This is a genomic window from Bradyrhizobium sp. 195 (genome assembly GCF_023101665.1).
In the GTDB taxonomy this organism is placed as follows: Bacteria; Pseudomonadota; Alphaproteobacteria; order Rhizobiales; family Xanthobacteraceae; genus Bradyrhizobium.
In genome coordinates this window covers 5,149,672-5,176,505 of the sequence record NZ_CP082161.1, presented here as the reverse complement: position 1 = coordinate 5,176,505, position 26,834 = coordinate 5,149,672, and the positions used below count along the sequence as shown (strand labels likewise).

27 protein-coding genes are annotated in these 26,834 nt (G+C 65.0%); 15 read left to right on the top strand and 12 right to left on the bottom strand.

All coding sequences use genetic code 11. The features are described from left to right. Window positions 1-275: 275 nt before the first annotated feature. Entirely contained in the window at window positions 276-992 is a 717-nt protein-coding gene (locus tag IVB26_RS24045; RefSeq protein ID WP_246928005.1) for a DUF599 domain-containing protein, read from the bottom strand. Between the two features lie 124 nt (window positions 993-1,116). Between IVB26_RS24045 and IVB26_RS24040 the strand changes: the two genes are divergently transcribed. The 4 genes from IVB26_RS24040 (at window position 1,117) to IVB26_RS24025 (ending at window position 3,934) form a co-directional block, all read left to right on the top strand. Then, window positions 1,117-1,779 carry a glutathione S-transferase family protein gene (locus IVB26_RS24040; RefSeq protein WP_247967690.1) on the top strand — a complete coding sequence of 221 codons (663 nt, stop codon included), beginning with the start codon at window positions 1,117-1,119 and terminating at the stop codon, window positions 1,777-1,779. 313 nt (window positions 1,780-2,092) lie between these two features. Further along, window positions 2,093-2,284: a hypothetical protein gene (locus tag IVB26_RS24035; RefSeq protein WP_026202495.1), complete on the top strand. Its 192-nt coding sequence runs from the start codon at window positions 2,093-2,095 to the stop codon at window positions 2,282-2,284. Window positions 2,285-2,458: 174 nt separating this feature from the next. Beyond that, complete coding sequence (locus IVB26_RS24030) at window positions 2,459-3,451, top strand: hypothetical protein (protein ID WP_247967689.1); 993 nt, start codon at window positions 2,459-2,461, stop codon at window positions 3,449-3,451. A 42-nt stretch (window positions 3,452-3,493) separates the two neighbouring features. Beyond that, window positions 3,494-3,934, top strand: a complete 441-nt coding sequence (locus IVB26_RS24025; protein WP_247967688.1) for a DUF1489 family protein — start codon at window positions 3,494-3,496, stop codon at window positions 3,932-3,934. A gap of 83 nt (window positions 3,935-4,017) precedes the next feature. On the opposite strand, the gene panC is transcribed toward IVB26_RS24025, so the two are convergent. Next, complete coding sequence (gene panC, locus IVB26_RS24020) at window positions 4,018-4,869, bottom strand: pantoate--beta-alanine ligase (protein WP_247967687.1); 852 nt, start codon at window positions 4,867-4,869, stop codon at window positions 4,018-4,020. A gap of 286 nt (window positions 4,870-5,155) precedes the next feature. Between panC and IVB26_RS24015 the strand changes: the two genes are divergently transcribed. From IVB26_RS24015 to IVB26_RS24000, 4 genes are all read left to right on the top strand, one after another. Beyond that, window positions 5,156-6,079: a division plane positioning ATPase MipZ gene (locus tag IVB26_RS24015; RefSeq protein ID WP_247967686.1), complete on the top strand. Its 924-nt coding sequence runs from the start codon at window positions 5,156-5,158 to the stop codon at window positions 6,077-6,079. Window positions 6,080-6,418: 339 nt separating this feature from the next. Then, on the top strand, window positions 6,419-7,279 hold the full coding sequence (locus IVB26_RS24010) for an alpha/beta fold hydrolase (RefSeq protein WP_247967685.1): 861 nt from the start codon (window positions 6,419-6,421) through the stop codon (window positions 7,277-7,279). A gap of 133 nt (window positions 7,280-7,412) precedes the next feature. After that, window positions 7,413-8,162, top strand: coding sequence for a vWA domain-containing protein (locus IVB26_RS24005; RefSeq protein WP_247967684.1), 750 nt, complete (start codon window positions 7,413-7,415; stop codon window positions 8,160-8,162). Window positions 8,163-8,234: 72 nt separating this feature from the next. Next, on the top strand, window positions 8,235-8,960 hold the full coding sequence (locus IVB26_RS24000) for a DnaJ domain-containing protein (protein WP_247967683.1): 726 nt from the start codon (window positions 8,235-8,237) through the stop codon (window positions 8,958-8,960). A 237-nt stretch (window positions 8,961-9,197) separates the two neighbouring features. Here the strand turns inward: IVB26_RS24000 and IVB26_RS23995 are convergent, their stop codons facing one another. After that, window positions 9,198-11,024: a D-alanyl-D-alanine carboxypeptidase gene (locus IVB26_RS23995; RefSeq protein ID WP_247967682.1), complete on the bottom strand. Its 1,827-nt coding sequence runs from the start codon at window positions 11,022-11,024 to the stop codon at window positions 9,198-9,200. Between the two features lie 387 nt (window positions 11,025-11,411). Here IVB26_RS23995 and IVB26_RS23990 point away from each other — a divergent pair, with 387 nt between their 5' ends. Next, window positions 11,412-11,750: a phasin family protein gene (locus tag IVB26_RS23990; protein ID WP_028143975.1), complete on the top strand. Its 339-nt coding sequence runs from the start codon at window positions 11,412-11,414 to the stop codon at window positions 11,748-11,750. Between the two features lie 74 nt (window positions 11,751-11,824). On the opposite strand, the gene IVB26_RS23985 is transcribed toward IVB26_RS23990, so the two are convergent. Then, on the bottom strand, window positions 11,825-13,171 hold the full coding sequence (locus tag IVB26_RS23985; protein ID WP_247967681.1) for a vWA domain-containing protein: 1,347 nt from the start codon (window positions 13,169-13,171) through the stop codon (window positions 11,825-11,827). A gap of 483 nt (window positions 13,172-13,654) precedes the next feature. Between IVB26_RS23985 and clpS the strand changes: the two genes are divergently transcribed. Beyond that, a complete protein-coding gene (gene clpS, locus IVB26_RS23980) occupies window positions 13,655-13,987 on the top strand; it encodes an ATP-dependent Clp protease adapter ClpS (RefSeq protein WP_026202494.1) in 333 nt (110 codons plus the stop codon). Window positions 13,988-14,269: 282 nt separating this feature from the next. Beyond that, window positions 14,270-16,678 (top strand): ATP-dependent Clp protease ATP-binding subunit ClpA, encoded by a 2,409-nt coding sequence (clpA, locus tag IVB26_RS23975; RefSeq protein ID WP_247967680.1) that lies wholly within the window; start codon window positions 14,270-14,272, stop codon window positions 16,676-16,678. A 71-nt stretch (window positions 16,679-16,749) separates the two neighbouring features. On the opposite strand, the gene IVB26_RS23970 is transcribed toward clpA, so the two are convergent. The 5 genes from IVB26_RS23970 to IVB26_RS23950 form a co-directional block, all read right to left on the bottom strand. Further along, window positions 16,750-17,214, bottom strand: a complete 465-nt coding sequence (locus tag IVB26_RS23970; RefSeq protein WP_247973263.1) for a peptidase associated/transthyretin-like domain-containing protein — start codon at window positions 17,212-17,214, stop codon at window positions 16,750-16,752. 129 nt (window positions 17,215-17,343) lie between these two features. After that, window positions 17,344-18,765 (bottom strand): MFS transporter, encoded by a 1,422-nt coding sequence (locus IVB26_RS23965; RefSeq protein WP_247967679.1) that lies wholly within the window; start codon window positions 18,763-18,765, stop codon window positions 17,344-17,346. A gap of 181 nt (window positions 18,766-18,946) precedes the next feature. Next, the gene (locus IVB26_RS23960; protein WP_247967678.1) at window positions 18,947-19,972 is read right to left on the bottom strand and encodes an aldo/keto reductase; all 1,026 of its coding nucleotides are present in this window, start codon (window positions 19,970-19,972) and stop codon (window positions 18,947-18,949) included. A gap of 115 nt (window positions 19,973-20,087) precedes the next feature. Continuing rightward, window positions 20,088-20,318 carry a hypothetical protein gene (locus IVB26_RS23955; protein WP_247967677.1) on the bottom strand — a complete coding sequence of 77 codons (231 nt, stop codon included), beginning with the start codon at window positions 20,316-20,318 and terminating at the stop codon, window positions 20,088-20,090. A gap of 169 nt (window positions 20,319-20,487) precedes the next feature. Next, on the bottom strand, window positions 20,488-21,126 hold the full coding sequence (locus IVB26_RS23950) for an HAD family hydrolase (RefSeq protein WP_247967676.1): 639 nt from the start codon (window positions 21,124-21,126) through the stop codon (window positions 20,488-20,490). 90 nt (window positions 21,127-21,216) lie between these two features. On the opposite strand from IVB26_RS23950, the gene IVB26_RS23945 reads away from it, so the two are divergent. The 4 genes from IVB26_RS23945 (at window position 21,217) to tsaA (ending at window position 24,005) form a co-directional block, all read left to right on the top strand. Then, window positions 21,217-22,170, top strand: a complete 954-nt coding sequence (locus IVB26_RS23945) for a lytic transglycosylase domain-containing protein (RefSeq protein WP_247967675.1) — start codon at window positions 21,217-21,219, stop codon at window positions 22,168-22,170. A gap of 224 nt (window positions 22,171-22,394) precedes the next feature. Further along, window positions 22,395-23,135 (top strand): AzlC family ABC transporter permease, encoded by a 741-nt coding sequence (locus tag IVB26_RS23940; protein ID WP_247973262.1) that lies wholly within the window; start codon window positions 22,395-22,397, stop codon window positions 23,133-23,135. Beyond that, window positions 23,132-23,482 carry an AzlD domain-containing protein gene (locus IVB26_RS23935; RefSeq protein WP_247967674.1) on the top strand — a complete coding sequence of 117 codons (351 nt, stop codon included), beginning with the start codon at window positions 23,132-23,134 and terminating at the stop codon, window positions 23,480-23,482. Before IVB26_RS23940 ends, IVB26_RS23935 begins: the two co-directional genes overlap by 4 nt. A 31-nt stretch (window positions 23,483-23,513) precedes the next feature. Then, window positions 23,514-24,005, top strand: a complete 492-nt coding sequence (gene tsaA, locus IVB26_RS23930) for a tRNA (N6-threonylcarbamoyladenosine(37)-N6)-methyltransferase TrmO (RefSeq protein WP_246919863.1) — start codon at window positions 23,514-23,516, stop codon at window positions 24,003-24,005. Window positions 24,006-24,147: 142 nt separating this feature from the next. Here the strand turns inward: tsaA and IVB26_RS23925 are convergent, their stop codons facing one another. The 3 genes from IVB26_RS23925 to IVB26_RS23915 form a co-directional block, all read right to left on the bottom strand. Next, the gene (locus tag IVB26_RS23925; protein WP_247967673.1) at window positions 24,148-24,576 is read right to left on the bottom strand and encodes an HIT domain-containing protein; all 429 of its coding nucleotides are present in this window, start codon (window positions 24,574-24,576) and stop codon (window positions 24,148-24,150) included. Window positions 24,577-24,626: 50 nt separating this feature from the next. Continuing rightward, entirely contained in the window at window positions 24,627-25,883 is a 1,257-nt protein-coding gene (locus IVB26_RS23920) for a GNAT family N-acetyltransferase (protein WP_247967672.1), read from the bottom strand. A 199-nt stretch (window positions 25,884-26,082) separates the two neighbouring features. Beyond that, entirely contained in the window at window positions 26,083-26,829 is a 747-nt protein-coding gene (locus IVB26_RS23915) for a glycerophosphodiester phosphodiesterase (protein ID WP_247967671.1), read from the bottom strand. Window positions 26,830-26,834 lie beyond the last annotated feature (5 nt).

The window sequence follows — 26,834 nt, the reverse complement described above, 5'->3', positions numbered from 1 at the left end:
GCGAAGGCGGAAGCAATCCAGAATGTCTCCTCGGCGGGACTCTGGATTGCTTCGTCGCAAGGGCTCCTCGCAATGACGATGTGGATTCGGACATGCGCCTCACCCGCTCTCGTGCCCCGGACGCAGCGCAGCGTCCCCGGCGATGCGAAGCATCGACCGGCGACGGTGCGCTGCAGAGCCGGGGCCCCATCCATCCGCATTGTGCCGTGTCGCCTTCTGGGTCCCGGCTCTGCGCGGCAACGCTGCGCGTTGCCGCTTGTCGGGGACACGTGCCCTCAATGACCGCGCTTTCCCATCTCCTCGCCATCCGCCCCCTCCGGCGCCATCGCCGCCCAGGCACTGGACGCAAACTGCCGTCGCCAGGTCACGATCACCACGGCTGCCGTGGTGACGAACAGCAGCCAGGGGCTGACGAACCAGCCGAGATAGCCGAGCGCGAAGAAGAAGGCGCGCTGGCCGCGGTTGAAGTGGCGGCCGGCGGATTCGAACAGGCGCGAGGTGCGGATGACATGGGCTTCGGCGGCAGGCGTGTCGCGCTGGTCCGCCGGCGGCATGCCGCCGAACAGGATCGCGACGTAATTGAAAAGGCGGTAAGCCCAGGCGAACTTGAAGAAGGCGTAGACGCAGATCAGCACGAGGCCGACGCATTTCAGCTCCCACATGGCCGGCGAGGTGCTGAGGTCGATCGGCAGCTTGCTCAGAATCGTGATGGCGTCGTTGGTGGCGTGCAGCAGCGCCAGCGCGCCGCCGAGCGCGATCAGGCTGGTGGAGGCGAAGAAGGCGGTGCCGTTCTGCAGCGAGGCCATGATCTGCATGTCGACCATGCGGGTGTCGCGGTCGAGCAGGCGGCGCACCCAGACCTCGCGATAGCGGTTCATGCGCGCCGACAGGCTGTCGCGGCCATAGGCCGAATGCTCCAGCGTCAGCGCATAGACCAGCCATTCGATGATGAAGAAGCCGACGGCGGTGATGTCGACCCAATGCCTGCTCATGTCTGTCTCCTGGCGCGGACCGCAACGATTGCCACGCATGACGAGATGCAGCAACGATTGATTGGCGGCAGGCGATGGCGTTAAAAGCGGCTCGCTCTAGGACGTCTCGGGAAGGACTGAGGACATGGCTGCGCTTAAACTCGCGATTGGCAACAAGAACTACTCGTCATGGTCGATGCGGCCCTGGCTCGCGCTTCGCGCCAACGACATCCCGTTCGTGGAGACGCTCATCCCGCTCTACACCGACAATCCCGCGGACAAGGAGCAGATCCTGTCCTTCAGCCGCGCCGGCAAGGTGCCGGTGCTGGTCGACGGCGACGTCACGGTGTGGGATTCGCTCGCCATCATCGAATACGTCGCCGAGCGCTATCCGGAAGTGAAGCTGTGGCCGGACGAGGTCGCCGCGCGCGCGCATGCCCGATCGGTGTGCGCCGAGATGCATTCCGGATTCGTCGCTCTGCGCAACGAATGCGGCATGAACCTGCATCGGCCGATCGGGCCCGTGGCGCTGTCGGCGGACGCCAAGGCCAACATCGCCCGCATCGAGGAGATCTGGCGCGAATGTCGCACGCGCCATGGTGCCAAGGGTCCGTTCCTGTTCGGCCGCTTCGGTGCCGCGGACGCGATGTACGCGCCGGTCGTGCACCGCCTGCGTACCTACGCGATCGACGTCGCGCCGGACACCAAGGCCTACATGGAGGCGATGATGGCCTTGCCGGCGTTCCAGGAATGGACCCGCGACGGGCTGGCCGAAACGCTCGTCATCGCCAAGTTCGAGGACGTCTGATCGCCGGATCCGACCGAGGCGGCCGGCCGCGTGCCGGCCGGCGGCGCTCATGTCCGGGCAATTGACCGGGCTACGGATCACCCGGGCTGCGACCGGCCTGCGACATGCCGCCTGAACGCGCGGCCCCGGCGGCATCATCGGTCCGCCGGTTCCATCGCTATCGCTCTGAAAAGACTTCAAAATGTGCGTGTTTGCCATGCGGGCATGGCGCTGGCCAAAACGACCGGCCGCGTGCTATACAGCGCCCGGGTTTCTGGCCGGCCGTCGCAGTGGGACCATGGGCGAGGCAGGCGTTGTTTGAGTGGAGAGGGTGTTGAAGCACAAATTCCCGATTGGAACGCGCGTATTGTTCACGGCCAGCAACGTCGCGCGCCCCGCTGCCAGCGGCTCGTATGAGGTCATCCGTCTGCTGCCGACCGACGGCGATGATTGCCAGTACCGGATCAAGAGCTCGACCGAAGCCTTCGAACGCGTCGCCAAGGAAAGCCAGCTCGCGCTCTCCTGAAGCCAGCACGCGCTCCTGAAGGCTGACGCACCCCGCGCATTGGTGCCATCCGGGAATTGTATCCTGCCGCCGTCAAAAGGCCCGCTTCACCTTCAAAAGGTGCGCCGGGGCAGTTGCCGACTCGCGGTGCTCGCTTGACCATTCGCTCTCTGTTCGGGTGAGGGGACGTCGCGCATGAACTGGGCATTGGCCACTTCGCTCGACCAAATCTGGCGCTCGCCGGCCTTTCCGATGTGGATGACGCTGGCCGCTGCCGGATTCTTCGGGTTGATTCTCCTGATCACGCTGCTGCGCGCCGACAGGTCGGTCGCCAATGGCGCGCTGACGGTGATTACGCTGCTGTCCATCGCGATCGCCGGAGCCGCCACCGTGCGCGTCTATGGACCGGCGGGGCAGGACGCCCCGACCGAAGCGCGCGCGCAAGGTGCGGTCATCGCGAGCCTGCCGGCGCTGTCGTGCCTCGACGATCTCGCCGGCGATGCGGTCGCCATCGGCTGCGAGAAGGCGCTGTTCGGTTCCCCGGATGCCGCGGCTGCGGCCGTATCCTACACCGCGGTCCGGATCGACCGGCTGACCGCGCTCGGTGATGCCGGGACCGCGGACAAGAGCCTGACGGCGGACATGAAGGCGCTGCGCAAGGCGCTGGAGCACGATCGCTACGGCTTCGTGGCGCAGGTGCTGGTCGCGCGTGACGGCTGCACGCAGTTCGATTGCGCCGCATTTCGCGCGCTGACCGACCAGCAGCGGGTCGCCGCCAACATGGATTCGCATCTCTACGACACGCTGATCGCGCGCCATGCGCCGACCTGGAACGCGCCTGCAGGGGTGCCGCCGATGCCGGCCAATGCGGCGCTTGCCGGGCTGCCGCCCTCGATGCCGACGGGCAAGCCGACCAGTGCGGAGTTCCCGAGCGCCTCGTCGACGCCGCCCGTGAGCATCATGAATCCGGAGCCCACGGCCACGACGCGGCAGGCGGCGCCCGCTGCAAACGCGACGGCCGCGCCGCGCGCGCCAGCGGCTGCCTCCGCACAGGCCGCGGCCCCTGCGGCACCACCGGCCGCGAAGAAACCGCCGGCTCCCAAGGCTGCTCGCGCTCCCGCAGCACCGGTTCCGCTCGCTCCGCCGCCGGCCACGGCGGCCGCTCCCGCGGCTGCGGATAACGAATAGATCGGCATTCCAAATGCGGTGCTGCCCGGCTAATGCTTGGGCATGCCGCTACATCTGATCAAGCTCGCCGTCGGCTGCGACTCCGTCAAGGAATTGAAGGAGTGGATCGCCGAACGGATGCAGACCGCCAAGAAGAAGGGTCTGCCGCAACATCACATCCACATCACGCGCATGGTGCCCAAGCGCGACACCGAGATCCTCGCGGGCGGGTCGCTCTATTGGGTGATCAAGGGCGAGATCGCCGCGCGGGAGAAGATCATCGGCATCGAGCCGTTCCGCGACAAGGACGGCATCGGGCGCTGCCGCATCGTGATGCAGCCGAAGGTGATCTCGGTGTCGCCGCGTCCGATGCGCCCGTTCCAGGGCTGGCGCTATCTCACTGAGGATGCCGTGCCGCCCGATCTCGGCAAGTCCGCCGCCGGCTCGATCGCGGCGATGCCGGAGCCGATGCGGCGCGAATTGCGCGATCTCGGGCTGCTCTAAGCATGATCCGGAAAAGTGCGCAGCGGTTTTCCGAAAAGATCATGTTCAAACAATAAGCTGAAGCGCGATGATATCATCGCGGTTCAGACAGCGATATTGTCGATCAGGCGGGTGTTGCCGAGCTTGGCCGCGACCAGGATCCGCAAGGGGCCGTCCTTGCGCGAGGTGACCGGCGCCAGCGTCTCGGCATGGCGGACCTCGAAATAATCGAGCGCAAAGCCAGCCGCCTTGATCATCTCGGCGCCGCCCGCCATCGCGGGCGCGACGGCTTCGCCGGCCTTGATCCGCCGCCCGCTCGCTTTCATGGCACGGTAGAGGGCGGTGGCGGTCTGCCGCTCCTCGGGCGACAGATAGACGTTGCGCGAGGACATCGCGAGCCCGTCGCGCTCGCGCACGGTGCGCGAGCCGATCACCTTGACGCCGAGGTCGAGGTCGCGCGCCATCTGCGTCACCACCCGCAACTGCTGAAAATCCTTTTCGCCGAAGATCGCAAAGTCCGGCCGGCACTGCGTGAACAGCTTGCCGACGACGGTTGCGACGCCGCCGAAAAAATGCGGGCGGAAGCGGTCCTCGAGCCCGGCGAGCGCCGGCCCCTCCGGCACGATGCGGGTGACAAAGCCGTCGGGATACATCGCCTTGACCTCCGGATGCCAGACGACGTCGACATCCTCGGCCGCGAGCTTGGCGATGTCGGCCTTCCAGGTGCGCGGATAGGCGCCGAAATCCTCGGTCGGTGCGAACTGGGTCGGGTTGACGAAGATCGAGACCACGACGCGGCTGGCGCGCCGCTTGGCGAGGCGGACGAGGGACACATGGCCGTCATGGAGAGCTCCCATGGTCGGGACCAGCGCGATCGTGGCCTTTCGCTTGCGAAGATTGTCGACGGCGCGGCGCAAGGCGGGGACCGTGCGGGCGATCAGGGGGCTTGGTGACATCGGGACTCGACAGGGTTTGGGAATCGGCGCGGCACGATCTGGCGCCCGGGGCGGCTAACCTTAACAAGCAGCGATCATGGACGCCATGCACCCGGATGCGGCACAGCATCCTCCGCAAGCTGGCGCACGACGTCCCGACATCGTGGGCTGTATCACAGACGAAGATGAGTGCCGCTATTCATGATGAAGAACGGCGCGATACGATTTGCATAACCTGTCACGCATTTCACTTGACCGCAGACGCGGCCAACTCGAAGATTATTCATCAGGGGTGTTGAGGGTCGCCATGCTTGTGCAGGCTAGCCAAGGCCAATCCGGCTCGGCGCACGTTGTCGTGCTCGGCAACGAGAAGGGCGGCTCCGGCAAGTCGACCACCGCCCTGCACATCGCGGTTGCGCTCCTGAAGGCCGGACAGCGGGTCGCCACCATCGACCTCGACTGCCGTCAGCAGAGTTTTACCCACTACATCGGCAATCGTGCCGCCTGGGCGCGCCGCACCAAGCTCGACCTCGAGCTGCCGGTGCATCGCTGCATCAAGCTCGGCGAGACCATGCAGATCGCCGAGAACGAGAACTCCGAGTTCCTGCAGTTCATGGAGGCTGTCTCGGCAGTCGAGAGCAGCTTCGACTTCATCGTCATCGATACGCCGGGCACCGACAGCTACCTCATGCGCCTTGCGCACTCGATGGCGGACACGCTGGTCACGCCGATCAACGACAGCTTCCTCGATTTCGACGTGCTCGGTACCGTCGATCCCGCGAACTACGCGGTGACGGGCGAGAGCCACTATGCCGAGATGGTGCGCGACGTGAGGCGCAAGCGCCGCCAGCTCGACGGTTCGACCACCGACTGGATCGTCGTGCGCAACCGCCTGTCGATGCTCGGCTCCCGCAACAAGCAGCTCGTCGCCGAGGGGTTGAAGGATCTGTCGCTGCGGCTCGGCTTCCGCTACGTCGACGGCTTCGCCGAACGCGTGGTCTATCGCGAATTTTTCCCGCGCGGCTTGACCGCCCTCGACGAGATCGACGAGGCCACGCTCGGCATGCGGCCCAATCTCGGCCATCTCACCGCTCGGGAAGAGGTGACGAGTCTGCTCCGCCAGCTCAAGCTGCCGCTCGATGAGCGCGGGCGCCGTCGCGCGGCTAACCGGGCCGAGTGGTTCAATCAGATCGACAAGCCGCTCGAAGTTCACGACATCCTGGGCGCCTGAGCGGTATATCGCTACTTTCGATCGATCAGAATGCCTGGTTCCCGGGGGAACCCTGGTCGCGTTCGGCCGTTTTCATCCCGCATTTACTGTGAAATTGAACCCGATTGCCACTGGTTGCGTCCGATGGTGAGCTGCACCCTACGTAACTTAGGAATAGCGGAGTGCCCACAAAACGTGTGCGCCGCACAACGAAAGAGCTGCCGGTTCACAATATTTGGCCTTCCTGTCACGCGCCTGTGACATATATTAGCGATTAGGCGACCAGGGGACGAAGAGCCCCGGAAGAACACGATTTTCAACAGGGATTCAGGCCGCAAGAGCCTGAGGCTGAGGACGAAAATGAAGCGTGGAATTGCCGTTTTGGTTTCCGTCAGTGCCCTCTGCGGCATCGCCTATTTCACGGCGAGCAAGTGGGCGATCAAGCACGAGACCATCACTTTCTACGACGCCTCCCGCGACAACCGTCCAGTGCCCGTCCAAATCGCGGTGCGACGCGACAAGGAAATGCAGGCCAATGCCGGCATGATCACGCTGCCGGTCGCAGTGATCAATCACGGCAATACCGTCAAGAACACCGAATACGGCTTCCTCGCCAACATCTTCGCTGCGCGCGGCTACATGGTCGTGAGCCCGCAGCACGACTTGCCGACCGATCCTCCGATGGTCACCAAGCCGGGTGAGCTCTATGTTGGCCGGCTGCCGCAGATCCTGCGCGGCGTCGCCAACATTCATCTCGCCATGCAGGAGATGAAGAAGGTTCAGCCCAACGCCGATTACGCCAGGGTGACGATGGTCGGCCACTCCATGGGCGGCGACATCACGATGTATTTCGCCAAGCAGTATCCGGATGAGGTCAAGAAGGTCGTCACGCTCGACAATCTGCGCGTGCCCTTCGTCACCGCGGGCAAGTTCAAGATCCTGTCGTTCCGTTCGCAGGACCCGCAGTTCAAGGCCGATGCGGGCGTGCTCCCGACCGACGAGGAATGCGAGAAGGCGGGCATCCAGGTCGTGAAGACCGAGTTTCAGCACAACGACATGCGTGACACCGGTCCGGATGTCGCAAAGAACTCAATCCAGAGCATGCTCGACAAATTCCTGAGCGCGACCGACAGCGAGATCGCGCCGGTCGACACGCAATCGTCGCCGCCCAACATCCTCGAGCCCGGCCCGGTCGCGCTGATGGCGCCTGCCAAGAGCTAACTTCGAGAGCCGACCCTCTCACCCCCGATTGTACTGATTTCCAAAGCCTCCGCCGGCCTCCGCCCGCGGAGGCTTTGCACATTGACCGGGCTGCCTGCGCTGACCACATTAGCTGCTTACGCAGGGTCAAGCGATGTCGGGCGAACCCATCAAGCCGCGCGGCGGCGATGCCGTCTCGGCACAAGGAGGCGGCGCGGTGCCGCAGGCCGGAACGTCGACCGCGGAGGACATTGCCGCTTTCGTCGCCAAGGCGCGGGCGCTGTCACCTCATGCGCCGGGCGCGAAGGGGCGGCTGATCTTCGCATTGGATGCCACGATGAGCCGGCAGCCCACCTGGGACATGGCTTGCGCGCTTCAGGCCGACATGTTTCGCGAGACCGCGGCACTCGGCAGTCTCGATATCCGGCTCGTCTACTATCGCGGTCTGAACGAGTGCCGCGCCACGGGATGGATCTCCGATAGCACCAGGCTTGCGGCGTTGATGAGCAAGATCGATTGCCGCGGCGGCGACACTCAGATCGGCAAGGTGCTGAGTGAGGCGCGGCGCGAAGCGGTCGCATCGGGCGTGCGCGCCGTCGTCTTCGTCGGCGATGCCATGGAGGAGAATGTCGACGAGCTCTGCGTCAAGGCCGGCGAGCTCGGCATGCTCAAGGTGCCGGTGTTCGTGTTTCAGGAAGGTCATGACGCGGTCGCCGAGCAGGCCTTTCGCGAGATCGCGCGCCTGACCGGCGGCGCCTGGTGCCGGTTTGATCCGGGCGCGGCGGCGCAGCTGCGCGAGTTGCTGCGGGCAGCCGCGGCCTATGCCGCCGGCGGTCGCGAGGCATTGTTGAAATTGGCAAAGACCGCGAGCGGCGCGGCCAAGCTGATCGGTCAGATGAAGTAGCGCTCAGGTCGTCGCCGCTCGCGGCGGGGCGTATGCCATGCATTTTGCCGCGAGGGCGACTATATTCCTGATATGACCCTCATCGCCGGCGCTGTCGCTGTTATCACGCTTTACCTGCTGCTCCAGATGTTCCACGCCGCCAACCCGGCGTCGCTGGCGCGCGCCATCAGGTTCGGCGGCGGCGCGGTGGCGCTGGCGGTCGCAGCATTCACGGGCTTGCGGGGCGAGCTGGCGGTGGCGATCCCGCTGGGGATTTTCGGTGCCGGGCTGCTGGGTTGGAAGCCGCTGGCAAACGCCGGCTTCGGCAATGTCGGTGGGCTGTTCGGCGGCGGTGCTGCGCCCGCGTCAGGCCAGGCCTCACGCGTGCGCTCGCAATTCCTGCACATGCGGCTCGACCACGACACCGGCCAGCTTGGCGGGCAGATCGTCGCCGGGCCTCACGCCGGGCGCGATCTCGGCGAGTTCGATCTCGCGGGACTTTTGGCGATGGTCCCGACGTTCGACGCGGAGAGCGTAGCCCTACTTGAAAGCTATCTGGACCGCCGGTTTCCCGCTTGGCGTCAGAACGCGCAGGGCGACGCGGCAGGGGGGCAGCGCCGCACGGCGGCGAGCAGCAAAATGACGGCGGAGGAGGCCTATCAGATCCTTGGCCTGCAGCCGGGGGCGGGGCGCGACGACATCAGCCGGGCGCACAAGTCCCTGATGAAGAAACTCCATCCCGACCAGGGGGGCTCGAACTATCTCGCTGCCCGTGTAAACGAGGCCAAGGATACTCTGCTTCGTACGCATAACGGCTAACTCCGGCACAACGCCACAAACGCCCGTACCGTGTGAGCTCCGCTTGCTCCGTTTGCCGTCGCCCCGATGCCCGCCATTTCGGCGTGGTCGATCCCTTGAGCAAAGTTTTAACCCTAAATTCTTGACGAGAGGTTGTCGTGGAACAGCCTTGTCACGAACAGCGCCCGCGTCATCGCGTCCCAAAAACGAAAATGCCCGCGCTTAGCGCGGGCATTTCGTCTCAAATCGGCAAAGAGATCAGTTGCGGACGGTGATGCAGGAGATCTCGGCGCGCTTCAGGGTGCGACAGACGGCTTCGGCCTGGTCGCGCTCGAGGCCGGCGAAGCGGGCGCGGTAGAGCTTGCGATTGTCCTTTGCGACGACTTCGGTGAACGGATCGGCCTTGCTGAGCAGGCCGCGGGCCGAGCTGCGCGCGGCGTCGATGCGGTGCTGCGCTTCATTCTCGCTCTCGAGCGCGCCGACCTGGACGATCCAGCCGCTATGGGTGACGGCCGGCTTGGTGGTGGCGCTCATCTGGACCGGCATCGGATCGGCGGAGGCGAGCTTCGGCGCGGCCGGGGCGGGCGCGGCGGCGTTTGCGGCCGGCAGCACCCCGAGGATGCCGTTCCCGGTGCCGAAGCCCGCCGGCTGCCGGGGCATGTCGGTACGGGCGATCTCGGCCTTCGGCGCCTCCGGTTGGCTGACGATCTCGGGCTTGTTGATGAGATCGGCCCGGGCGACGACGGCGCCGGAGGTTTCCGCGACGTCGGAACGGGGCGAAATGGCGTTGGTGACCGGCGGGGCGACCTGGGTGGGGGCGGCGGAGGCGACCTTCACGGCGCCGGCCTTGACCTGAACCGTCTTGACCCGAACCGGCTTCATCGGCTCGGACGAGCCGGGGATGATGGAGAGCGGCTGGCTCGAGATCACGCCATTGGTGAGCGGCGCGGGCTCGATCCTGGATTCCGTCGGCCGAACCTCGGGTTTGGGCTGGGCCGGCGGCACCGCGGCCGTCGCAGCCGCCAGCGTCGACAGACGCGCCGCCAGACGCGACGGGGCGGCCTCGGGAGCAGGAGCGGCTGCAGCCTGAACCTGCGCCGCGGGCCGTGCCGGAGTATCCGATGCGTCGGCGACCTCGACATTGGCATCAGCGCCGTTGCGCTCGGTGACCGCGACAACGGTGTGGGTGGTCGCGCCCTTATCGAGATTCTCGGCGAGCAGGTTGCGCATGATGGCATCGCGCGAGCCGCCGCTGCGGCCGCCGAGCACGACGCCGATCAGGTGGCGGTTGCCGCGCCGCATCGAGCTGACGAGGTTGAAGCCGGAGGCGCGGGTATAGCCGGTCTTGATGCCGTCCACGCCCTCGACGCTGCCGAGCAGGTGATTGTGATTGCGGATCGACTGTCCACGCCAATTGAACGTGGAGGTCGCGAAATAACGATAGTAGCGCGGGAAGCGCTCCTGGATGGCGCGCCCGAGCGTGGCCTGGTCGCGTGCGGTCGTGACCTGCTCGTCGTTGGGAAGGCCGTTGGCGTTGCGGTACACCGTCTTGGACATGCCGAGCGCGCGGGCCTTGCGCGTCATCATCTGGGCGAAATCGTCCTCGTCGCCGGCGATTGCTTCCGCGATGACCACAGCGGCGTCGTTGGCGGAGCGGGTGACGAGACCCTTGATGGCATCCTCGACACGGATGGTCTGGCCGGCACGCAGGTTCAGCTTGGTCGGATCCTGATCGGCGGCATGCTTGGACACCGGCATCTCGGTGTCGAGTTTCATTTTCCCGGACTCAAGGCGCTCGAACAGCAGGTAGAGCGTCATGATCTTGGTCAGCGAGGCGGGATGGCGGATCCCGTCGGGACTCGTTGCCTGCAGCACCGCGCCGGAATTGCCGTCGACGATGATGGACGCGAATTTCGGGCTGGAGCTCTCGGACACATCGCGCTGCACCCGGTGGTGCGCGTAGTGGCGGCGATGGCGCCGCGCCTCGGCGGCATCGGTGGTGAAGATGACCGCGGTGGTGACCGTAAGAAGCCCGAAAACGCCAACCCGCGCCAAGCGCGAGGAAGACAAGTTTTTACGAAGCATGGAACCCCGTCCCCGTTTCTGACTTGATCACCGGCTCGTGAGGCGAAATTGTGCCCAAGGACCCGGGATCATTACCTGCTCAGGCTGTCCCTCCGCTGGTGTTCGCCGCGGGGGACGTTCGGCCTGAGCCGCTATTCTGGCTAAGGTGATGTTCTTGAACGGCTTCTGACCGCTTGCGGAAGTGAACACGTCCAGGGAATCAGGGTAGGGGGCCTGGGTTTCCAAAAGCTTAAGGAACTATTGCGGGAAACCCCGGGAATCTCCGCGATTTGCATTCAATTTTGTGCGTCGCACAAAGATTCTTGACTTTTTTGTGCGTTGCACTAATTGTGGGCAGAGTCAGGGAGCCGGGGCTTCCCGACGAGAGCCAGGGAAAAGGATTCCGAAATGTTCAAGGTTGAAGACTTTCAGAACTACGGGAAAGAGCACTTCGAGCAGTACGTCGCCTCCGCGACCTCGGTGCAGCACGGCCTCCAGGCGATCGCCAGCGCCTATGGCGACTATACGAAGAAGTCGTTCGAAGACACCAAGTCCTTCGTCGAGAAGCTTTCCGGCGTGAAGTCGCTGGACAAGGCCATGGAAGCGCAGACCGACTTCGCCCGTTCCTCCTACGAGACCTTCGTTGCGGAATCGCAGAAGATCGCCGGCCTCTACAGCGACCTCGCCAAGCAGGCGTTCAAGCCGGTCGAGACCATCGTGTCGAAGTTCACCCCGGCCGCCCAGTAACGTTTTCAGGACATCCTGGAATCGAAAAGCCCGGCTGAACCAGCCGGGCTTTTTGTTTGCGCGCGGTCGATCCGTCAGCGCGCCACGCGCAGCTTCGACAGCGAGGTGCCGATGTCCTTGAACACGGAGACGGTCTGGCTGGCCGATGTGACCAGATAGAATTTGTCGGTGCTGCTGGCGCAATATTGCAGCACGGTCGAGGTCGGATCGCTGCCGGTGTTCACCTGCACCGAGTAAATGGTGATGTTCTCGGCCTTGGCGTTGTCGCACAGCTTTTTCTGTCGCGTGTCGATCTGCGAAGCATTGCTGTACCAGCGGTTCTGCGTGTTCAGACCGTCGGAGAGCAGAACGATCGCGTCCTTGTAGGTGTAGTTCGCATCCTTGGCTGGCGCGTTCATGGGATTGCCGGTCGACAACGTCATCCAGCCCCAGGCGAGGCCGATGCCCTGGTTGGTGTTGCCGGTCGGCTTCATGGCATCGATGCGGCTCTTGAGCGCGCTCCAATCGTAGCTCAGCGGCATGATCGGTTGCAGATAGGACGAGCTGCCGGAGTTGCAGTAGGAATATTGCTCGGCCGGGAAGAGCGTCCCCACATTGCCGTTCGTCGGCGTGGTGTTCTTGGTGTCGTAGTCCTGGTCGCGATCGACCATGCAGCCGGTCCAGGTGTTGTGATTTGCCGGCGTCCACTTCCAATTGTTGCAGTTCCAGTTGTTGCCTGCGCTGCAGGTCCAGCTGCCATTGGCGGCATCCCATTCGCTGAAATCGATCCAGTCCTTGTTGTAGTTGCTGGCGTCGACGTTGACGTCCTTGGCGAACGGAACGATCGAGATGTAGACGTCGCCATCGGCCTTCGCGAGCGCGCTGAGCTGGTCGACGAGGTTCTTCGCGGCCGTCTGCATCGCCGGCATCTTGCCGTCCTGGGCCATGGAGCCGGTGTTGTCGAGCACCAGGGCCACGCGCATGCGGACGTTGCCCCAAGCGCTGGTGGACGTGGTGCCGATGCCGAGCGTCGGGAAGCCGGCGATCTTCATGAAGCTGGTCGTGTAGGTGCCAGTTCCGGTGAGCTGGATCGTGGAGCCCATGCTGGTGCTCGCGGTATAGGTGGCGGCGACGCTGACCGATGGCAGGGTGGCGGTGCCGGTAAACAGCGCGTTGAAATAGGCTTGCGCCTTCGTGCTGATCTGCGACGTGGTGATGGTGCCGGACGACAGATCCTTGGAGAGCATCAGGGCGGCGGAGTCGAGGGCCGCCTGCATGGAAGTGCGGGCCTGAACAGCGCGGCTATAGTCCACCGCGGCACCGACCAAGCTCAGGACCGGGACCAGCGCGATGGCGAAGATCATGGCGATATTGCCTTGCTCGGCTGCCGCGAAGCAGGTGAGCCGTCGACCGATCAGGCTGACAAGCGGCGAGCGAAACATGACGATCCCCGAAATCCGTGGTTTTGCCCGATTTCGCGCCACGGCCATTGAATGCTTGGTAAATTGCACCGTAGAAGTCCGGGGAAGCCCGGGCGAAACGTCGCAATCGTGTTAAATGACCGGGTTCCTGGTCAAAATGTTCTAACTGGCGCCGGGGAAATTTTTGTCAAATCGGTCCGGGTTGATTAACCTTTGCTGGATCGCCCGGATGGGAATCGGGACTGCCGCAACCGCATTGGCCGGATTTTTGCGCGCTTGCGGCGAGCCGGGGGCAGGCCCATATTGCTGGCGAACGATCCGGCTTGGACCGGATTTGTCGGGAGCGGCGATCCAACAAGGCGGCGCGCCTGCGCCAGGCTCCGACGGGCGGGGTCGCGCGGTGACCGCCATTCGCTTCCATGGGGAAATTTGAACGCCTGAGCCATGCCGCAATTGACTTCAAGACTCGACCTGTCCGCGCCAGCCGCTGCCTACGCTCCTCGCTTGAGCAATGACGAGAACCGTTCGGGTAACCCCTCGGGTCCGAACACTTCGGTCATCACCAAGGTCAAGCCCAAGACCAAACGGCCGAACCTCTACCGGGTGCTGATCCTGAACGACGATTACACGCCGATGGAATTCGTCGTCCACGTGCTGGAGAAGTTCTTCAACAAGGACATCGAGGCCGCGACCAAGATCATGCTGCACGTCCATCATCATGGCATCGGGGAGTGCGGCGTGTTCACCTACGAGATCGCCGAGACCAAGGTGACGCAGGTGATGGATTTCGCCCGCAAGCACCAGCACCCGCTGCAATGCGTGATGGAAAAGAAGTAATCGCGCGTCCGGGTTCTTTAGAGTGGTTCTGTTCGCGTGGTGTGTGATGTCAGCACGAGCTGCTGCATGATCCGGCGGGCATCGGCGCCAGCGTCAACCTGCCCGATTGGGTAGTTCTGCCCAAATCGGAACGGGTTTTGCATCGAAAATGTCGCGGTGTGTCGCCGCCCGAGTCGCGGAACCGGTCTTTCGCCGCGATCTTGTATAACTATATGTGACAAAGGTTGTTGTTGCCTGACCGGGCGATGGCGATCATGATGGTGGGGGCCATAGAGGACGCGAATGCCGACTTTTTCCCAAAGCCTTGAACAATCCCTGCATCGTGCACTGGCGATCGCAAACGAGCGTCATCACCAATACGCGACGCTCGAGCATCTCTTGCTCTCCTTGATCGACGACTCCGATGCAGCCGCCGTCATGCGCGCCTGTAGCGTCGATCTCGACAAGCTCCGCACGAGCCTGGTTAATTACCTCGAGACCGAATTCGAGAACCTGGTGACGGATGGCGCCGACGATGCCAAGCCGACCGCCGGCTTCCAGCGCGTGATCCAGCGCGCGGTGATCCACGTGCAATCCTCCGGTCGTGAAGAGGTGACCGGTGCCAACGTGCTGATCGCTATCTTCGCCGAGCGCGAGAGCCACGCCGCGTATTTCCTGCAGGAGCAGGACATGACGCGCTATGACGCGGTCAACTACATCAGCCATGGCATCGCCAAGCGGCCGGGCGTCTCTGAGGCGCGGCCGGTGCGCGGCGTCGACGAGGAGACCGAGGCCAAGGGCAACGAGGACGCCAAGAAGAAGGGCGAGGCGCTCGAGACCTATTGCGTCAACCTCAACAAGAAGGCGCGCGACGGCAAGATCGATCCGGTGATCGGACGCAATTCCGAAATCAACCGTGCGATCCAGGTGCTGTGCCGCCGGCAGAAGAACAACCCGTTGTTCGTCGGCGAAGCCGGCGTCGGCAAGACCGCGATCGCCGAGGGCCTCGCCAAGCGCATCGTCGACAGCGAAGTGCCGGAGGTTCTGGCGGCCGCCACGGTGTTCTCGCTCGACATGGGCACGCTGCTCGCGGGCACGCGCTATCGCGGCGACTTCGAAGAGCGCCTGAAGCAGGTGCTGAAGGAGCTCGAAGCGCATCCCAACGCCATCCTGTTCATCGACGAAATCCACACCGTGATCGGTGCGGGCGCGACGTCGGGCGGGGCGATGGATGCCTCGAACCTGCTCAAGCCGGCGCTCGCCTCGGGCACCATCCGTTGCATGGGCTCGACCACCTACAAGGAATACCGCCAGCACTTCGAGAAGGACCGTGCGCTGGTGCGGCGCTTCCAGAAGATCGACATCAACGAGCCGACGGTCGAGGACGCGATCGCGATCCTCAAGGGTCTCAAGCCGTATTTCGAGGATTACCACCGGCTGAAATACACCAATGAGGCGATCGAGGCTGCGGTGCAGCTGTCCTCGCGCTACATCCACGACCGCAAGCTGCCGGACAAGGCGATCGATGTGATCGACGAGTCCGGCGCGGCGCAGATGCTCGTCGCCGAGAACAAGCGCAAGAAGACGATCGGCATCAAGGAGATCGAGACCACGATCGCCTCGATGGCGCGGATCCCGCCGAAGAGCGTGTCGAAGAACGACGCCGAGGTGCTCAAGCACCTCGAGCAGACCCTGAAGCGCACCGTGTTCGGTCAGGACAAGGCGATCGAGTCGCTCGCCGCCTCGATCAAGCTGGCGCGTGCCGGCCTGCGCGAGCCGGAGAAGCCGATCGGCAGCTACTTGTTCTCGGGTCCGACCGGCGTCGGCAAGACCGAGGTCGCAAAACAGCTCGCGGCGTCGCTCGGCGTCGAGCTGCTGCGCTTCGACATGTCAGAATACATGGAGCGCCACACCGTGTCGCGCCTGATCGGCGCGCCTCCCGGCTATGTCGGCTTCGACCAGGGCGGCCTGCTGACCGACGGCGTCGACCAGCATCCGCATTGCGTGGTGCTGCTCGACGAGATCGAGAAGGCGCATCCCGATCTCTACAACGTGCTGCTCCAGATCATGGATCACGGCCGGCTCACCGACCACAACGGCAAGCAGGTCAATTTCCGCAACGTGATCCTGATCATGACCACGAACGCGGGTGCATCCGATCTCGCCAAGCAGGCGTTCGGCTTCACGCGCTCCAAGCGTGAAGGCGACGACCACGAGGCGATCAACCGGCAGTTCGCGCCCGAATTCCGCAACCGGCTCGATGCCGTCGTCTCGTTCGGCCATCTCAGCGTCGAGGTGATCGGCACGGTCGTGGAGAAGTTCGTGCTGCAGCTCGAGGCGCAACTCGGCGATCGCGACGTCACCATCGAGCTGTCCGAGCCGGCCAAGGCCTGGCTGGTCCAGCATGGCTACGACGAGCAGATGGGCGCGCGTCCCATGGCCCGCGTGATCCAGGAGCACATCAAGAAGCCGCTGGCTGACGAAGTGCTGTTCGGCAAGCTCAAGGGCGGCGGCCATGTCCGCGTCGTTCTGGTCAAAGACGAGGCCGACGAGACCAAGGACAAGATCGGCTTCGAATTCGTCGAGGGGCCGGTTACCCCGAAGCAGGAGAAGCTGCCGGGCGCCCGCAAGCGTCCGCCGGGCAAGTCCAAGCCGGGCGGCCCCGGCGGCTCCAAGGGGCCGACCTCCAAGGGTCCGCTGGTCAAGGCTTGATCTGGGCTAGATGAAATCGAAAAGGCCGGCTGCGAAGCCGGCCTTTTTGTTTCCGTGGCTGGGTGTGAGCCTTACGTTCCGGCTTCGGGCGCGGGCGCGGTCGCTGGCGGACGCGGCTTGCGCGGCGCGGCCGGCCGCGCGCTGCGGGCGGGGGCGGTCGGCTGCATCGTCACGATGACCGGATTGGGCTTGTGATCGGTGGCCGCCCCGGTCGCGGCATCGACGCCCATGCCGATGACGCCGCCGGCGAGGAGATTGCCGGCGAAACCGGCGGCGCCCGTGCCCGACACTTCCTTGGTGAGTTGCACCGTCTGGGGTTGATAGCCTTCCTTTTCGAAGGTGATCGTGATGTCGGCGCTACGCTTGGCGACGATGGCGCAAGGTGTTGTGCAGGTTGTCGGCACCTCAAGCCCGCTGACCACGGCCTCTACACCAGAAGGTGTCGATGAGATGCTGATATTCTCGGTCGTGCCGCGCGTGACAGACGCGCAGCCGCCCAGCATGACGCTGAGCGCCACAATTCCCAATGAACGCATGAAATGCCCCTTGTTCCCCACGCCAATGAAGCGCAACCGGAGCGCGAGGGCAATAGGTCACAGGTCGGGATAGTTAAGCCACGCAGGGGTTGTGCACGAGAACAGCGGGCACCTGGACGTGGGGCCGTGCTATTCGCCGCGCAGGCGCTGATCGTCCTGCACGCGGACGCGCTCGGCGCCGCGCGCGCCGGCGGGAGACAGCCGCATCATGCTCAGCACGGCGCCGCACAGTGCAAATCCTACGCCGGCAAGCAGCGCCAGCCTGGTCCCCTCAACCGGATACTGTCCGAGCAGCAACGCCACCAGCGCAGCGCCGGTGGTCTGGCCGAGCAGGCGCGCCGTGCCCAGCATGCCGCTGGCGCCGCCGGCGCGCTCGCGCGGGGCGGCTGCGATCATGGTGCGATTGTTGGGGGTCTGGAACAGACCGAACCCGGCGCCGGCCAGCGCCATGCGCCAGATCACGTCGAACGGCGTCGGGTCCGCGGGCAGGAAGGCGAGCGCGGCAAGGCCGCAGGCGAACAGCGTAAGCCCGATGCCGCCGAGCAGGCCGGCCGGGTAACGCTCGACCAGGCGGCCGGCGAGCGGCGCCGCGAAGGCTAGCGCGATCGGCCATGGCGTGATCAGAAGACCCATATGCACCGCCGAATAGCCGAAGCGGCTCTGGAGGTAGAAGGGGATCGCGACGAAGGCGAGCATCTGCCCGCAGAACGAGGCGATCGAGGTCGCAATCGACAGCGCGAACACCGGGATGCGCAACAGGTCGACCGGCAAGAGCGGCGAGGTCATGTGGGTCTCGCGGTAGATCAGGAGCGCACCGGCGACGACAGCGATGGCGAACTCGATCAGGCAGGTGATCGCGGCTTCGCCATGGCCGACGCTGTCGACCGCGGCGATGCCGACACCGAACGTGATCGCTGATAGCCCCGCGCTCTGCCAGTCGAACGAATGGCTGGCGGGCTTGGTGTGCGGCAGGCTGCGCAGGCCCAGCAGCAGCGTCGCCGCGCCGAGCGGCACGTTGATGGCGAACAGCCAGGGCCAGCTTCCGACCGCGAGGATGCCTGCAGCGAGCGTCGGGCCGACCGCTGCGGAGAAAGCGACGACGAGCGCGTTGAGCCCGATGCCGCGGCCGAGCTGGCTGCGCGGATAGGTGAAGCGCACCAGCGCCGCGTTGACGCTCATGATGCCGGCCGCGCCGAAGCCCTGGATGATGCGTGCGATCGTCAGCAGCGGCAGCGTATGCGCCAGCGCGCAGAAGGCGGACGCCAGCGTGAACAGCACCAGCCCGACCAGATAGACGCGGCGATAGCCGACGATCTCTCCGAGCGAAGCCAGCGGCAGCAGCGAGATCGTGATCGCGAGCTGGTAGCCGTTGACGATCCAGATCGAAAACGCCGGACTAGCATCCAGGTCGGCCGCGATCGTCGGCAGCGCGACATTGGCGATGGCGCTGTCGACCACCGCCATGATGATGCCGAGCGCGATGGTCAGCACCGCCTGGTTGCGCTGCGGCTGCGGCAGGCCGTCGGCATGCTCGATCGGGGCAGGCGACATGATGGAGGCGGGCTTGATTCGAGCCGTGGTGCATCTCCGAATAGGAAATTGCCGGATCGACCGCAACCCGGCAGGACCCGGACAGTTCCCAAGCCGGAAGCAGTCTCTCCGGCATGGCAAGCATGGTCGGGAGCGCTGTCGAGAGCGCCCTAGGGCTGGGCCGTTAGGCGATTGGCTGTCGCTACACCGCCGGCGGGTTCCGGTCGGTGAAGGTCGTCCGCTGGTGCCAGTAGGGATAGGGCAGCGTCACCTTGCTCGCTGCGTCGAGCTTTGCGATCTGGTCCTTGGTCAGCGACCAGCCGACCGCGCCAAGATTTTCGCGGAGCTGCGTCTCGTTGCGCGCGCCGATGATCAGCGTCGACACGGTGGGGCGCTGCAGCAGCCAGTTCAGCGCGATCTGCGTCACGCTCTTTCCGGTTTCCTTCGCGACCTCGTCGATGGCCTCGACGACACGATAGACGTGCTCGTCCGGCACCGGCGGGCCGAAATCGGCCGTCTTGGGCAGGCGGCTCACCTCGGGCTTCGGCTGACCCCGGCGGATCTTGCCGGTGAGGCGTCCCCAGCCGAGCGGCGACCAGACCACGGCACCCAGCCCCTGGTCGAGGCCGAGCGGCATCAACTCCCATTCGTAGTCGCGCCCGATCAGCGAATAATAGGTCTGGTTGGCGACGTAGCGCGGGAAGCCGTGCTTGTCGGCAACGGAGAGCGATTTCATCAGGTGCCAGCCGGAGAAATTCGAAACGCCGACGTAGCGGATCTTGCCGGCGCGCACGAGCACGTCGAGCGTGCCGAGCACCTCTTCGGGCGGAGTGAAGGCGTCGAAGCCATGAAGCTGGAACAGATCGATGTAGTCGGTGCCGAGCCGGCGCAGCGAACCGTCGATGGCTGCGAGCAGATGGTGCCGTGACGAGCCGATGTCGTTGGGGCCGTCGCCGAAGCGGAAGGTGGCTTTGGTCGAGACCAGCACCTTGTCGCGGCGGCCCTTGATGGCTTCGCCGAGCACTCGCTCGGACTCGCCGAGCGAATAGACGTCCGCGGTGTCGAACATCGACACGCCGGCATCGAGACAGATGTCCAGCAGGCGCCGGGCTTCGGTCGCGTCCGTCGTGCCCCACGCCGCGAGGCGGCCGACACCGCCGAACGTGCCGGTCCCGAGACTCAAGGCGGGCACCATGAGGCCCGACCGGCCCAAGCGTCGGTATTCCATCGATATGCTCCTCGGCTGACTGCGGATTGTTCGTTGCGGCCCTGGTGCCGAAGTTAGCGCAAGCGGACGTCTTGTCCTATCATGCGCTCACATACCGGCCCTGCTTGGGAGCAGCCTAGTCGTGCAGCAGCATGTCATCGAACGCTGCATCGGCAACCTGCGAGCGGATCGCTTTCGCCTGAGGCTCGCTGCTCGTTACAGGTGAGGGAAGGCAGGCGCGTTCGCTGTCACGCGTTTGCCGTGGCAGGAACGTCAGGCCCCAGCCGACCAGAACCAGCGCCGCGAGTCGGATCGCGATCATACCCAGCAACAGCTCCGATCCGCCTATCGTGGTGCGCGTCCTCATGTGCGCCAGCCTGATGCAGGCGGCAGGGCCTGACAATCTGGAATTGGCGAGCCTTGTCTTCGTCGCAAACGAAGGCTCGCGGCGATGACCGCTCAGTAACCGGCGGCATGAGACAGAGTTGGTGGAAGAGCCTCGCCGCGCTCGAGCGCTGGGCGCAGTCCCTCGATGATCAGCCCACGCAATGCCCGAGCAATTCCGGATGCGCGGCGCAGATGTGATGCGCACCGGCGTCCCTGAGCTCGGCCTCGCTGCCATAGCCATAGAGCACGCCGATGGCGGTCATGCCGTTGGTGCGGGCGCCGACCACGTCATGGCTGCGGTCGCCGATCATGATCGCACTGCTCGCATCGACCCTGGTCTCGTCGAGCGCGTAGCGCAGCAGGTCGCGCTTGTCGACGCGCGTGCCGTCGAGCTCGGAGCCGAACACACGCTCGAAATAGGGCTTCAGACCGAAATGATCGACGATGCGGGTGGCGTAGACCGCGGGCTTGCTGGTCGCGACAAACATGCGCGGCGTCGTCGCGGCCAGCGTCGTCAGAGTGTCCACGATGCCGGCATAGGCTTCGTTCTCGAAGAGGCCGATATCGCTGAAGCGCTCGCGATAGAGCAGTAACGCGCGGTCGGCGAGCTCGTCGGTTCCGGTGAGCATTTTCAGACTGGCATGCAGCGGCGGGCCGATGCACCAGGTCAGCTCGTCCTCGCTCGGCACCGCGACACCCAGCCGCTCCAGCGCGTACTGGATCGAGCGCGTGATCCCCGGCTTCGGGTTTGTGAGCGTGCCGTCGAGATCAAAAAAGATTGTCACCATTCGGGTGGGACCTGCGTTGATACTGCCGTCTGTTGCTAGTTGGCTGGGGTTCCAAGTCAAGGTCCGATTTTGGTCGATTGCGTCGATGCCATGCGAATAGCTCGGTTTATCGCTGTCTTGTGCCTTGCCCTCGTGCTGTCGCCGGCGCTCGCAGAGGAGGCGCCGCAGCCCGTCGCGCCTCCGAAGGCGGAGGAGCCCGCGAAGCCGGCGGAGAAGCCGGCTGACGCGCGCGAGAGCGATATGCGGGAATCGATCTGCCTGATCGTGGAGGCGGCCGCGCGCGATGCCAATCTTCCGCTGGAATTCTTCGCCCGGGTGATCTGGCAGGAGAGCCGCTTTCAGGCCGATGCGGTGGGCCCCACGACGCGCAGTGGCGAGCACGCACAGGGGATCGCGCAGTTCATGCCGGGCACCGCCAGCGAGCGCGGGCTGCTCAATCCGTTCAATCCGGTGCAGGCATTGCCGAAGTCGGCGGAGTTCTTGAGCGAACTGCGCAGCCAGTTCGGCAATCTCGGCCTTGCCGCAGCCGCCTACAATGCCGGCCCGCGGCGCGTGCAGGAATGGCTCGCCGGCACCGGGGGCATGCCGGAGCAGACCCGCAACTACGTCTTCGCCATCACCGGCACGAGCGTCGATGCCTGGGCCAAGGCGGGAGCGACCGGCAAGGGCCCGCCGAGCTCACCGCCGACCAGCTGCCGTGATCTGATGGCGCTGCTCAAACGCGCGCCGAATGCCTTCGTCGCCGAGCTCGAGCAGCATGTGGAGCTTGCGGCCGCAAAGGCATGGGGCGTCCAGCTCGCCGCCGGCTTCGACCGCAACAGGGCACTGGCGATGTACTCCCGCGCCGTGACGCGGCTCAGCACGGTGATTGGCGAGCGCGATCCGAGCCTGCTGTCATCCGTGATGCGCAGCCGCGGCACGCGCGCATTCTACCAGGTACGCATCGGCACTGATACGCGTAGCGAGGCGGATGATCTGTGCAACCGCATCCGCAAAGCGGGTGGGGCGTGCTTCGTGCTGAAGAACAAGGGTGTGGCGGGGTAGGGGTGCGTATCTCTCCGCTCGTCATTCCGGGGCGCGCCCTCTTGGGCGCGAGCCCGGAATCCATACTCACGATGGTGGTTATGGATTCCGGGCTCGCGCTTCGCGCGCCCCGGAATGACAGCGGTGAGTATGTCACGCATGCCAGCCCCGCCGCCGGCTTCCTTGACGTCAGCCGTCGTCTCGCACGTTATGCGGGCACGAGTCCTCACCCGGCCAAACCCTCCGTGGCGCTTCCTCCGCTCGATTCTCCTCAATGGCAAAGTCCCTGGCTTGCCTTCGGCTGGGGGCTGCGCTCGATCACGCAGACGATCCTCACCATCGTGCTGTTCGTGACCTATCTCGGCATCGGCGCACTCGCCCATGACACCCATTTCAGCCTGGCCTGGGCGCTCTGTTCGACGCTGTTCGTCTGGGCGGGGCCGGCGCAGATCATCCTGATCACCACGCTCGGCTCCGGCGCCACCATCATTCAGTCGGCGATTGCAGTCACGGTCAGCGCGATCCGTCTGTTTCCGATGGTGGTCTCGGTGCTGCCGCTGATGCGCACGCCGACGACCAAACGCCGCGAGCTGATCTTTGCTGCGCATCTCACCGCGGTGACGCTGTGGGTCGAATGCCACCGCTTCCTGCCGCAAGTGCCGCGTGAGCGGCGGATCGCGTTCGTTCACGGGCTCGGCTGCGGCCTCGTCTCGGTCTGCCTCGTCGCCAACACGGTCGGCTATTTCCTCGCCGCCAATCTGACGCAGACGCTTGGAGCTGCGATCCTGCTGCTGACGCCGCTGTCCTTCCTGTTCTCGACCGCGCGCAACAGCCGCGAGATCGCCGATGTCGTCGCGCTCGTGCTCGGCATATTGCTGTATCCGCTGGCCGCGAAGATGAACTCCGGCGTCGATATCCTGGTCAGTGGGGTGGTGGCCGGCACGATCGCCTATGGCGTGCATTGGTGGCGACAGGTGCGCGCATGAGCTTTGCGCAAGCGATCGGCGACTGGCATGCGCTGGCGGTGCTGTTCGTCGCCGGCGTCGTTCCCAACCAGATTTGGCGCATGCTGGGCCTGTGGTTCGGCGGCGGCATCGACGAAGGCTCCGAACTGCTGGTCTGGGTGCGGGCGGTTGCGACCGCGATCCTCGCCGGCGTCATCGCCGAGATCGTGGTCGAGCCGCCGGGCGCGCTCGCCAGCGTGCCGGATGTGCTGCGCTATGGCGCGGTGGCGGCCGGCCTCGTCGCCTTTCTGCTGGCCCGTCGCTCGATCTTTGCAGGCGTGGTCACCGGCGAGGTCTTCATGCTGGCCGGCAAGTGGTGGTTGGGCTAAAACCGCCGGCGAACAGCTAAGGAACAGGAATATGGTTCGCGAACAGGAGCTCCGCGAGGGCGAGGTCGCCATCGAGCTGCCACCGACGCAAGATGCCGGCCTCGTCTTCATCGGCCGTATCCGCACGCCCTGGGCGTCGCGGCTGGAGACGCCGCGGCAGGGACGTCAGGATGGTCCGGTGTGCCGTCTCGAGATCTTCGAGCCGTTCGTGCCGGCCATCAAGGGCGTCGATTTCTACAGCAATCTCGAAGTGCTCTACTGGCTCGACCAGTCGCGCCGCGACATCATCCTGCAAAGTCCGAAGAACAACGAGAAAACCCGCGGCACCTTTTCGCTGCGCTCGCCGGTCCGGCCTAATCCGATCGGCACCTCGATCGTGAAGCTGGTCGGGATCGAGGGCAATGCGATCCTGGTGCGCGGGCTCGACTGCCTCGACAACACGCCGCTGATCGACATCAAGCCGGATCGTTGCGAGTTCACGCCTCTGGCCGCGCCGCAGAAGGGCGATTTCGAGACGGAGTAGCCTGTCATTCCGGGGCGACGCGAAGCGTCGAACTCTGGTGCGCAATCGCGCACCTGAGAATCCATCGGGCGGCAGTGATGGTGGTGAAATGGATTCCGGGTTCGCGCCAAGAGGCGCGCCCCGGAATGACGAGTGGAGAGACCTAGCCTGCCTTCAGCGCCGCGATCAGCTTCGCGGCGTGCTCTTCCAGCACCTTGGCGTCTTCCTTGCGGCTGGCGGGAGGCAGCATCGCGACGCCGTCGTGGCGCGGCATCACGTGCATGTGCAGGTGAAACACCACCTGTCCGCCGGCGGGCTCGTTGAATTGTTGCACGGTGATGCCGTCGGCCTTGAAGGCCTTCATTGCGGCCGCCGCGATCTTGTGCGCGCCGCGGGCGACATGGGCGTAATCGTCAGGCTTGATGTCGAGGATGTTGCGAGCAGCGGCCTTCGGGATCACCAGCGTATGACCGGGGACGCGCGGCATGATGTCGAGGAAAGCGAACACGTGCTCGTCCTCGTACACCTTGGAGCAAGGCAGCTCGCCGCGCAGGATCTTTGCGAAGATGTTGTTGGTATCGTAGGCGGTCATACGGCGGCTCCTCGAATTTTGCGCTTACTGTCACCAGCCACGGCAAACCGTCAAGGCGCCTCGTCGACGCCTTTGCGGAACGGGCCGAGCTCGGCGAGCTCCCGTCCGGCTTCCGCGACATAGGCGCGCTCGCGCTTGAGATAATCGTCGATGGCGCGGCGCAGGCCGGGATCGGCGATGAAGTGGGCGGAATGGGTGGTGCGCGGCAGGTAGCCGCGCGCGATCTTGTGCTCGCCTTGCGCGCCGGCCTCGACATGCTGCAGGCCGCGATTGATCGCGAAATCGATCGCCTGATAGTAGCAGACCTCGAAATGCAGGAAGGGATGATGCTCGACCGCGCCCCAGTTGCGCCCGAACAGCGTGTCCGAGCCGATGAAGTTGATTGCGCCTGCGATCCAGCAATCGTTGCGGCGAGCCATTACCAGCAGCACGTCCTCGCTCATGGTCTCGCCGATCAGCGAGAAGAACTCGCGCGTCAGATAGGGGCGGCCCCATTTGCGCGAGCCGGTCTCCATGTAGAACATGAAGAAAGCATCCCAGGCGTCCTCGGTGATGTCCTTGCCCGTGAGCCAGTGGATGGTGATCCCGGCGGCGAGCGCATCGCGCCGCTCGCGCTTGATCGATTTGCGGTGGCGCGAGTTCAGCGTCGCCAGGAAATCGTCGAAGCTCGCGAAGCCCTCATTGTGCCAGTGGAACTGCTGATCGGTGCGCAGAAGGAAGCCGTGCTCGCCGAGCAGCTTCCACTCGGCCTCCTGCGCGAACGTGACATGGACAGAAGAGGCCTTGCTGACGCCGCACAGCGCCACCAGCCCACTCGCCAGCGCCTCCATGATGCGTTCGCGATCGACGCCGTCGCGGACCAGCAGCCGCGGCCCGGTTGCCGGGGTGAAGGGAACCGAGACCTGGAGCTTCGGATAATAGCGCCCGCCGGCGCGCTCATAGGCGTCCGCCCAGCCGCGGTCAAAGACGTACTCGCCTTGGGAATGCGATTTCAGATAGCAGGGCACGACGCCGGCGACGCGGCCATCGAGCTTGGCCACGAGGTGCCGCGGGCCCCAGCCGGTGCGGATGGTCGCCGAACCCGATGTCTCGACGGCGGAGAGAAATGCGTGCGAGACGAATGGGTTATAGGCAGGTTCTAAGAGACCGAGGGAATCACCTGGAAGTCCGGATGAGGTTCCCGGGCCATGTCCGTTGCAGGTCTTTTCGTTAAAGGCCTTGCCGGGGTTGGCGCAGGCGTCCCAGTCCTCCGGTGACACGTTGCCAATCGAAGGTACGGCCTCGAGCGTGATTTCAGGTGATGCCATCCCGCCCAAGATCGTGCATTGCAGCAGCGACTTCAAGGGGGCGGGAAGTGGCTCGATCGTGCCCCGGACGCAGCGCAGCGCTGATTCAGCGGTGCGCTGCAGAGCCGGGGCCCATGTGGCAGCGCGCTTGCGGAGAGATGGGTCCCGGCTCTGCGCAGCAACGCTACGCGTGGCAGCGCGTCCGGGACACGAGCGAGGCTTACGGCACGAACCCTTCAAAAATCATTTGATCCGCATGCTGCCCAACCCGCGTCCGCTGCTCGCCCGTGCGCACCGTCCAGCCGAGCAGGGCGCAGCCGAAGACGTTGCGGGCGATCCAGGGGGCGGGGGCCGGGAGGTCGTCGACCCGAAAGGCGACGAAGTGGGGCTGGGTCCGAAAGCCGTGGCGCAGATACAGCATGCTGTCGCGCTGCTCCTGGCTCAGCTTGGCCCAGTAATCGTCCTCATAGGTGCGCTGCGCGACGATGCCGCGCGGGCGGTTGGGCAACAACTCGCGCAGCGCCAGCACCTGGTCGGGATCGAAGGACATGCCGACGGCTGGCCCGTCATAGGATTCCAGCACCTCCGCCATCCGCTTCACCAGCTTGCGGTCGCCGCCAAAATGGCTCTTCACCTCGATCACCAGCGGGACGCGGCCGGCGACGAGCGCGCAGAGATCGCTGAGCGACATCATCCGCTCAGGCGTGTCCTTGAACTTGATCGCCTTCAACTCCGCCGCGGTCCTTTCGACCACCTCGCCGGTGGCCTCGGTGAGGCGGCCGAGCGCATGGTCGTGATGCACCATGGCCTCGCCATCGGCGGAGAGCTGGATGTCGACCTCGATCGAGAAATTGCCCGCGATCGCAGCCTGCACCGCGCCCGGCATGTTCTCGACAATGCCACGAGAGATGTCGTGCAGGCCGCGATGGGCGACTGGCCGGGCTGTTAGCCAATCCGGAGCGCGCATGCGCG

Excerpts from the sequence above, each read along its gene's own strand:
- IVB26_RS24045 (WP_246928005.1), bottom strand. The coding sequence starts at position 992 with ATGAGCAGGCATTGGGTCGACATCACCGCCGTCGGCTTCTTCATCATC.
- IVB26_RS24040 (WP_247967690.1), top strand. The coding sequence starts at position 1,117 with ATGGCTGCGCTTAAACTCGCGATTGGCAACAAGAACTACTCGTCATGG.
- IVB26_RS24030 (WP_247967689.1), top strand. The coding sequence starts at position 2,459 with ATGAACTGGGCATTGGCCACTTCGCTCGACCAAATCTGGCGCTCGCCG.
- IVB26_RS24025 (WP_247967688.1), top strand. The coding sequence starts at position 3,494 with ATGCCGCTACATCTGATCAAGCTCGCCGTCGGCTGCGACTCCGTCAAG.
- panC (WP_247967687.1), bottom strand. The coding sequence starts at position 4,869 with ATGTCACCAAGCCCCCTGATCGCCCGCACGGTCCCCGCCTTGCGCCGC.
- IVB26_RS24015 (WP_247967686.1), top strand. The coding sequence starts at position 5,156 with ATGCTTGTGCAGGCTAGCCAAGGCCAATCCGGCTCGGCGCACGTTGTC.
- IVB26_RS24010 (WP_247967685.1), top strand. The coding sequence starts at position 6,419 with ATGAAGCGTGGAATTGCCGTTTTGGTTTCCGTCAGTGCCCTCTGCGGC.
- IVB26_RS24005 (WP_247967684.1), top strand. The coding sequence starts at position 7,413 with ATGTCGGGCGAACCCATCAAGCCGCGCGGCGGCGATGCCGTCTCGGCA.
- IVB26_RS24000 (WP_247967683.1), top strand. The coding sequence starts at position 8,235 with ATGACCCTCATCGCCGGCGCTGTCGCTGTTATCACGCTTTACCTGCTG.
- IVB26_RS23995 (WP_247967682.1), bottom strand. The coding sequence starts at position 11,024 with ATGCTTCGTAAAAACTTGTCTTCCTCGCGCTTGGCGCGGGTTGGCGTT.
- IVB26_RS23990 (WP_028143975.1), top strand. The coding sequence starts at position 11,412 with ATGTTCAAGGTTGAAGACTTTCAGAACTACGGGAAAGAGCACTTCGAG.
- IVB26_RS23985 (WP_247967681.1), bottom strand. The coding sequence starts at position 13,171 with ATGTTTCGCTCGCCGCTTGTCAGCCTGATCGGTCGACGGCTCACCTGC.
- clpA (WP_247967680.1), top strand. The coding sequence starts at position 14,270 with ATGCCGACTTTTTCCCAAAGCCTTGAACAATCCCTGCATCGTGCACTG.
- IVB26_RS23970 (WP_247973263.1), bottom strand. The coding sequence starts at position 17,214 with ATGCGTTCATTGGGAATTGTGGCGCTCAGCGTCATGCTGGGCGGCTGC.
- IVB26_RS23965 (WP_247967679.1), bottom strand. The coding sequence starts at position 18,765 with ATGTCGCCTGCCCCGATCGAGCATGCCGACGGCCTGCCGCAGCCGCAG.
- IVB26_RS23960 (WP_247967678.1), bottom strand. The coding sequence starts at position 19,972 with ATGGAATACCGACGCTTGGGCCGGTCGGGCCTCATGGTGCCCGCCTTG.
- IVB26_RS23955 (WP_247967677.1), bottom strand. The coding sequence starts at position 20,318 with ATGAGGACGCGCACCACGATAGGCGGATCGGAGCTGTTGCTGGGTATG.
- IVB26_RS23950 (WP_247967676.1), bottom strand. The coding sequence starts at position 21,126 with ATGGTGACAATCTTTTTTGATCTCGACGGCACGCTCACAAACCCGAAG.
- IVB26_RS23945 (WP_247967675.1), top strand. The coding sequence starts at position 21,217 with ATGCGAATAGCTCGGTTTATCGCTGTCTTGTGCCTTGCCCTCGTGCTG.
- IVB26_RS23935 (WP_247967674.1), top strand. The coding sequence starts at position 23,132 with ATGAGCTTTGCGCAAGCGATCGGCGACTGGCATGCGCTGGCGGTGCTG.
- tsaA (WP_246919863.1), top strand. The coding sequence starts at position 23,514 with ATGGTTCGCGAACAGGAGCTCCGCGAGGGCGAGGTCGCCATCGAGCTG.
- IVB26_RS23925 (WP_247967673.1), bottom strand. The coding sequence starts at position 24,576 with ATGACCGCCTACGATACCAACAACATCTTCGCAAAGATCCTGCGCGGC.
- IVB26_RS23920 (WP_247967672.1), bottom strand. The coding sequence starts at position 25,883 with ATGGCATCACCTGAAATCACGCTCGAGGCCGTACCTTCGATTGGCAAC.
- IVB26_RS23915 (WP_247967671.1), bottom strand. The coding sequence starts at position 26,829 with ATGCGCGCTCCGGATTGGCTAACAGCCCGGCCAGTCGCCCATCGCGGC.